Raw genomic sequence first — 6962 nt, 5'->3', positions numbered from 1 at the left:
ATCTTGTCCTCATCGATCTCCATGAACCGACGTTACCACGCGCGGCACCCAAAATCCCGCGGCACTGCTCGGATGGATACCCATCAGCTCGCGCATTGTGAGATCCGGTTCGCCAATTGAGGCGTCGTGCCGCTTATTGTAGATCGCCCAAAAGCTTACGATGTCGCCAAGGTTGCCATTCTTAATGTGAGCGTTCAGCCGCCTCATGCTTTCCGCATACACATAGTTATGTGAGGGCATACAAATCCGGTTGTGAGCCTTCGCAAGTACGGCAAGCTCTTTTATTTGAGATGCGCGCTCGCAAAGGGGCTTCTCCAAAAGCACGTGCTTGCCCGCCAGAATCGAACGTTTCGCGTACTCGAAATGGGAAGCGGTACTTGTGGCAACAAGGACGGCATCGATCTGCTTGTCCGACAAGAGGTCTTCAAGAGTGGCATAGACCGTGCCACCAAACCGCCGGCAGAATTCTTCGGCCTTGTTCAACGACCGGCTCCATCCTCCGATGAAGATGTCGGAACCGAGTTGGCGAAGCGCCTGAACGTGAAGCTCGGCCACGCGACCCAGCCCAATAATTGCAAGCTTCATTAGACTATTCCTATCTATCTCTGAATTACCGAGACCGCGCTTCGGCTACTTTGGGATCGCCACGGCCCGGCCTTCTTGCCAGGACAGCGTTGCCGCATCGGCAATGAGCTGCGCCCGAAGCCCATCTTGTGCATTCGGAATTGGCGTCGACCCAGTCGAAACAGCTTCGACAAAGTGCTTCATCTCGGCGAGATAAGCTGCCTCGAAGCGCTCGAGGAAAAACGGTTGAGAAAGCGCACTCTGGAAGCCCGTGATTTTGGCGCTTTCCACGAGGTTTTCCAGGACGTTTGAGACGCGCAGCATGCCTTTTGAGCCGTGTACTTCAAGACGCTTGTCGTAACCGTAGGTCGTTCTGCGAGAGTTTGTAATTTGGCAAATACGGCCAGAGGCAGTCGTCAGAATGACTGCCGCCGTGTCCACATCACCCGCTTCTCTGATTGCTTCGTCAATGAGATTGGATCCGACTGCAAATACCTCGACAGGTTCCTCACCCAGCACGAAGCGCGCCATGTCCAGGTCGTGAATCATCATGTCCCGGAAAATGCCCCCTGAACCTTTGATGTAAGCCGCTGGAGGAGGCGCGGGGTCCCGGGACGTGATCGAGACTGTTTCAACATCCCCACTTTCGCCATCCTTCACTCGCTGTCGCGGATCGAAGCGCTGATTGAACGCGGTCATGAAAGGAACGCCTGCCCTTTCAATAGCATCAATGCATGTCCGGACTCGTTCGGAAGAAAGATCGATTGGTTTTTCGCAAAAGATAGCTTTGCCTTCTGCCGCCGCGGCGTGGATCATGTCGAAATGGGTCGGTGTAGAGGTGGCGATTACCACGGCATCTATGTCTTTCGCCGCCAGGATACCGGCGGTGTCGCGAACCTCTACCCCGAAGCGCCGTGCACAAGCCTTTGCTGCATCTGCCGAGGCGTCGGCGACAGCGACAAGCGTTGCCTGCGAAATTCGCTGGATGGAATGAGCATGCACCTGTCCGATTCTTCCGCATCCCAAAATCCCGATTCGAAGCGTTCTTTGTCCTTTCAAAAATCAAGCAAATTCAAGCGTATCAAGTTGTCGGCACTGCCAAGCATCGCTTACGCGGCGTGGCCGTTCGGCCCGCGCGTCCGAGGGGTTTCTTGCGTTGCGGCTAGCAAAGCGGGTCTTTTCGCCAATGGGGACGTTTACACGCCAGGGGCATCGCTACACGCATGTCAGCGCGAAAAGCCCAGATAATGTTTGAGCGCAGCTAGCTTCGCTTCGGCCAATTGTGTTCTCATTTCGCTCATTCTAACGACCTCGTGTGTGACGACCGCTATCGCTCCTTGAAAGTTCACGAGCCCACCCTGGAGCAACAAAAGGGGCACTACAACGAAGACTGCGATGCTGCTCCCCAGACGTCTGCGGCGTTGTTGATGCATTGAAACCTCCCAATCCTCCCAAAACTCTGTGCTTTGCCTGCTCTCAGTGACCAAAAATCGTCTCGGACGATGCCCGATGGCGCCTCTTCGGCCATTTCCTCCGCCGTTTCGGACAACGACCGGAGCGACAGCAGGTGAAACAGTGTGTCCGATTTCTACCATGTAATCGTTGACACGGCAATTTTTTTATGGTGTACACGTTTACATGAGAAAAAACTACGGCAGGATCGAAATTTGCCACAGCCAGGCACATTGCCGGCTCGAATGGGGAGACGAAGGTTGAAAAAGCTGAACGTTGCATTGATCGGTACAGGCTTCATGGGCAAGGCCCATTCGATTGCCACCGCGGTGGTGCCAATTCTCTTCGGTGCGCCGATCGAGATCGAACGCAAGGTTATCGTCGACATCGACGAGGAGATGGCGCAGAAGGCGTCCAAACAGTATGGGTTCGCGGAGTACGCGACCGATTGGCGCGAGGTGGTCTCGCGCCCCGATATCGATATCGTCGATATCTGCACTCCGAATGATACGCACGCCGAGATCTCGATCGCTGCCGCAAAGGCCGGCAAGCACGTCATGTGCGAAAAGCCGATGTCGATGACGGTTGCGGAAGCGGAGGCGATGCTTGCTGCGGCAAACGAGACTGGCGTAGTGACAATGGTCTCCTACAACTATCGTCACACGCCGGCCCTGCAGATGGCAAAGCGCCTGATTGATGAGGGGCGCATTGGCGATATCCTCACTTTCCGGGGCTACTACCTCCAGGATTGGGGCGCTGACCCGAATGCGCCTCTGTCCTGGCGCTTCAACAAGGCCAAGGCCGGCTCAGGTACGCTCGGGGATATCGGGACGCATGTGATCGATGCGGCGCGCCTTCTGGTCGGCGAGTTTGCCTCCGTCAACGCCATCGTCAGGACCTTCATTCCGGAACGGCCATTGCCTCTCGGGCGCTTCTTTGGCCAAAGTGGTGCCGCCTCCTCGGAAAAGGGCAAGGTCGACGTCGACGATACTGCGCTCACTCTAATCAAGTTTGCCACCGGGGCGCACGGCAGCATCGAAGTGACGCGCAATTCGTGGGGCCACCATAACCAGCTTGGCTTCGAGATCCACGGCACCAAAGGCTCGATCGCATTCGATTACCAGCGCCTCAATGAGCTTCGCGTAGCCTTTGCTGATGATCCGGCGGATGCGTTCGGCTTTCGCACCATCTATTCCGGACCGAACCAGCCGTTCGGCGACAAGCTGTGGCCGGTTGCCGGCATGGGGCAGGGCTATATCGATATCAAATCAATCGAATGGTACAACTTCCTCAAGGCCATTGCCGAGAATAAGCCGGCCTCGCCGGACTTCAAGGACGGCGTGCAGATCGAGCGCATTGCTGAAGCCATTCTCGTCTCGGGAGAGAAGGGCGCCTGGGAAGATATCAAGCAGTCTGCTTCCTGAGGAGTGATCCCATGACGATCAAGCTCGCAATGCACACCTGGCCCTACGCAAGCAACCCAACATGGTTGCCGGCCTATACGCTTGAGGAAACGATCAGGCGGATCAAGAAAATCGGGTACGACGCGATCGAAATCGGCGCGGCCAGCCCTCATGTCTTTCCGCCAACGCTGAGCGCCCAAAGGCGCAAAGACATCGGCAAGATGCTCAAGGACTATGAGCTGGAGCTGGCGGCTATGCTGCCGGCGCATGGCGGCGGGCCTGGCAATAATGTCGCGTCGCCGATTCCGGAGGAACGTCGTTGGGCCGTCGATCATTACAAGGACATGGTCCAGCTCACCGCTGATTGGGGGGGCAAGCGGCTGATCTGCCTGCCGGGTTGGTATATCTTCGGAACGACATATCGGCAGGCATGGGACTGGGCCGCGCAGGCAATTCGGGAAATCGCCGTCTTCGCGCAGGACTTCGGCGTCGAGATTGTGATCGAGCCCACGCCGGAAGACAGCAACATCGTCAACACCTGCGATAATACCATCGACATGATGAAGGACGTCGGTGAGCCGAACGTACGGCTGATGTTCGATAGCCATCACGTCATTACCGAGAAGGAGGTGATGAGCGACTATGTCTATGCGATGGGGAAGGACCTGGTCCATATCCACGCTTCCGACAACAACCGCTTGCCACCCGGCATGGGCAGGGGCGACTTCCCGGCGCTCATCGACGCGCTGAAGGAAACCGGCTTCGACGGCTATCTGTCGATGGAATGCGGCTTCCACCAGCGAGGCATCGAGCCCGACTGGGTAGCACGCGTCTCGCTGGAATATCTCAGACCGTTCGTGGACGCCGCAAACGCATCAACAGCAGAATCTCGTATGTAAACGTTACCATGTAGCCGTTTCTCGTGGAGGAGGACGGTCCGGATGATCTGGGTGCTGCCGGACACCTGAACAAAGAAAAGGGGAATAGAAATGAAGCGAATGATTATTAGCACAACGGCGATCCTTCTCGCGGCTTCGTCTGCTTATGCAGGAGATATCGGGGTTACCATTGCTTCCAACGATACGTTCTTGGCGGTCATGGTTCAGGCGATGAAGGATGAGGCCGCCAAGACCAATCAACCTCTGCAGATCGAGTTTGCCGACGCCGACGTCAACAAACAGCTGTCGCAGATCCAGAACTTCATTGCCGCCAAGGTCGACGCCATCATCGTCAACGTCGTGGAAAGCACCGCAACGCCGACAATCACCAAAATGGCGGCCGACGCCGGCATTCCGCTGGTCTATGTCAACAACACGCCAAGCGATCTCGACCAGCTTGGCCCGAAGGCCGCCTTCATCGGCTCGAAGGAGATCGATGCCGGCACGCTGCAGGCTAAGGAAGTCTGCCGCGTCTTGAAGGAAGAGGGCAAGACCGAGGATGCTGGCATTCTGATCATCCAGGGTGTTCTCGCCCAACACGCTGCGGAACAGCGGAGCAAGGCGGTCCACGACGTCGTTGCGACGCCGGAATGCAACTTCATGAAGATCATCGACGAGCAGACGGCACAGTGGGATCCGGTGAAGGCGCAAGATCTGATGACCAACTGGATTACGGCGGGCTACAAGCCGGTCGCGGTCCTTTCCAACAACGACGATATGGCGCTGGGCGCTGTCAACTCGCTCAAGGCGGCCGGGTGGGAGATGAAGGACGTCATCGTCGCCGGCATCGATGCCACCAAGGAAGCGATGCATTACGTGAAGACCGGCGATCTCGACGCCACAGTCTTCCAGGATGCGGTGGGACAGGGCGCCGGTTCAGTCGACACCGCGATCAAGCTTGCCAAGGGCGAGAAGGTCCAATCCCCGGTCTGGATTCCGTTTGAACTGGTGAATGCGGCTAACGTCGACACCTACCTCAACAAGAACTGATCGCCGCTCACCTGCGGATGTGCCGCACACGGCGGCACATCCGCAGGCTATCTCCAACGACTCTTAAGGCGGAGGTTTCTTCGCAATGACAACGTCCTCGGGAGCCACGGCCGTGGCAGAAAAGCCGGTAGCGAAAAGAAAGCTTTCGAACGAAATGTCGACGGCCCTTGTGCTCGTCGGTATTGCGCTCATGTTCGAGCTTCTTGGCTGGATTTTTGTTGGAAGTTCATTCCTCGGCAACCAGCAGCGGCTGTCGATCATTATTCTTCAGGTCTCGGTCATCGGTATTCTTGCCGTTGGCGTAACGCAGGTGATTATTACGAGTGGGATCGACCTCTCATCGGGCTCCGTGCTTGGTCTCGCTGCTATGGTGGCGGCGTCGCTTGCTCAAAGCTCGGCAGACGTGCGCGCCCTTTATCCGGCGCTGACGGATCTGCTTCCGATCTGGCCAATTCTGGCAGGGCTCTTAGTTGGCTTGCTTGCCGGTCTTATCAACGGCTTGATAATAGCCAAAACCAATATTCCGCCTTTCATTGCTACGCTGGGCATGATGGTCTGCGCCCGCGGCGTTGCCAAGTGGTACACGCTTGGCCAGCCCATCGGACTGCTGAATCCTGACTTCACCTGGCTCGGCAAGAGCTTTATCCTCCTGGGCTTCCCCTTGCCGCTGCCGGTAATTATTTTCATTGCCGTTGCGATCATCTCACATATCGCTCTGCGTTATACACGCTACGGCAAGTTCACCTATGCGATCGGCGCCAATCCGCAGGCTGCGCGAGTGTCGGGCATCGATATCGGCTCGCACCTTCTTAAGGTCTATGCCATCGCTGGCCTGCTTTCCGGCCTTGCCGGTGTTGTGACCGCGGCACGTGCGGCCTCCGCCCAGCCTACAATGGGGGTTGCCTATGAGCTCGATGCCATCGCGGCCGCGGTGATTGGCGGCACATCGCTTGCCGGCGGCGTCGGTCGCATCACTGGCACCGTGATCGGAACTATCATTCTCGGCGTGATCACCTCCGGTTTCACCTTCCTTAAGGTCGGCTCCTATTACCAGGAGATCATCAAGGGGATGATCATCGTCGCAGCCGTCATCATCGATCAGTACAGACGCTCCCGAAAAACAAGAGTGTGAACTGAATCGAGGGGACCACACGCCCGATGGATGCCGACGAAGAAAGATCGGTTCCTAAGCGCCGTGCCGGACCGAAATATCAGTGAGGAACAAATGTCAGCTCTGCAGCTATCACATGATGAGCTCGTCAACGTCTACCGAACCATGCGGATGATCCGCCGGTTCGAGGAACGGGTGATGCAGGAAATGGGTACCGGCGACATCCCCGGCAACACCCATCTCTATGCCGGCCAGGAGGCGAGCGCCGTTGGCGTCTGCCTGCAGCTTCGCGACGACGACTACATCTCCTCGACGCACCGCGGTCATGGTCACTCGATCGCCAAAGGCGTCGACATCGACAGCATGATGGCCGAGCTGTTCGGCCGGGCGAGCGGCACCTGCGGCGGCAAGGGCGGATCGCAACACATTGCCGACCTGCGCAAGGGCATGCTGGGCGCCAACGGCATCGTCGCGGCGGGGGCGCCGATCACCTGCGGCGCGGCG

Annotated in this window: 7 protein-coding genes; 5 read left to right on the top strand and 2 right to left on the bottom strand. The window is 57.4% G+C overall.

What is annotated here, in order from left to right:
* Positions 1-9: 9 nt before the first annotated feature.
* Together ATC00_RS17315 and iolG are read right to left on the bottom strand one after the other, a co-directional pair.
* Positions 10-585: a Gfo/Idh/MocA family protein gene (locus ATC00_RS17315; protein ID WP_234782343.1), complete on the bottom strand. Its 576-nt coding sequence runs from the start codon at positions 583-585 to the stop codon at positions 10-12.
* Positions 586-630: 45 nt separating this feature from the next.
* On the bottom strand, positions 631-1623 hold the full coding sequence (gene iolG, locus ATC00_RS17310) for an inositol 2-dehydrogenase (RefSeq protein WP_064253738.1): 993 nt from the start codon (positions 1621-1623) through the stop codon (positions 631-633).
* A 653-nt stretch (positions 1624-2276) separates the two neighbouring features.
* Between iolG and ATC00_RS17300 the strand changes: the two genes are divergently transcribed.
* The 5 genes from ATC00_RS17300 to ATC00_RS17280 form a co-directional block, all read left to right on the top strand.
* Positions 2277-3440: a Gfo/Idh/MocA family protein gene (locus ATC00_RS17300; protein WP_161951924.1), complete on the top strand. Its 1164-nt coding sequence runs from the start codon at positions 2277-2279 to the stop codon at positions 3438-3440.
* An 11-nt stretch (positions 3441-3451) separates the two neighbouring features.
* Complete coding sequence (locus ATC00_RS17295) at positions 3452-4318, top strand: sugar phosphate isomerase/epimerase family protein (protein ID WP_064253736.1); 867 nt, start codon at positions 3452-3454, stop codon at positions 4316-4318.
* Positions 4319-4408: 90 nt separating this feature from the next.
* Positions 4409-5347 carry a substrate-binding domain-containing protein gene (locus tag ATC00_RS17290; RefSeq protein WP_064253735.1) on the top strand — a complete coding sequence of 313 codons (939 nt, stop codon included), beginning with the start codon at positions 4409-4411 and terminating at the stop codon, positions 5345-5347.
* 85 nt (positions 5348-5432) lie between these two features.
* Positions 5433-6479 carry an ABC transporter permease gene (locus tag ATC00_RS17285; RefSeq protein ID WP_064253734.1) on the top strand — a complete coding sequence of 349 codons (1047 nt, stop codon included), beginning with the start codon at positions 5433-5435 and terminating at the stop codon, positions 6477-6479.
* A 93-nt stretch (positions 6480-6572) separates the two neighbouring features.
* Positions 6573-6962: thiamine pyrophosphate-dependent enzyme (locus ATC00_RS17280; protein WP_234782341.1), on the top strand; the 390-nt coding region annotated here is incomplete at its 3' end.

The organism is Sinorhizobium americanum, assembly GCF_001651855.1.
GTDB lineage: Bacteria > Pseudomonadota > Alphaproteobacteria > Rhizobiales > Rhizobiaceae > Sinorhizobium > Sinorhizobium americanum.
Note: the sequence above shows the minus strand (reverse complement) of the source record. Positions and strands in the feature narration are given on the sequence as shown.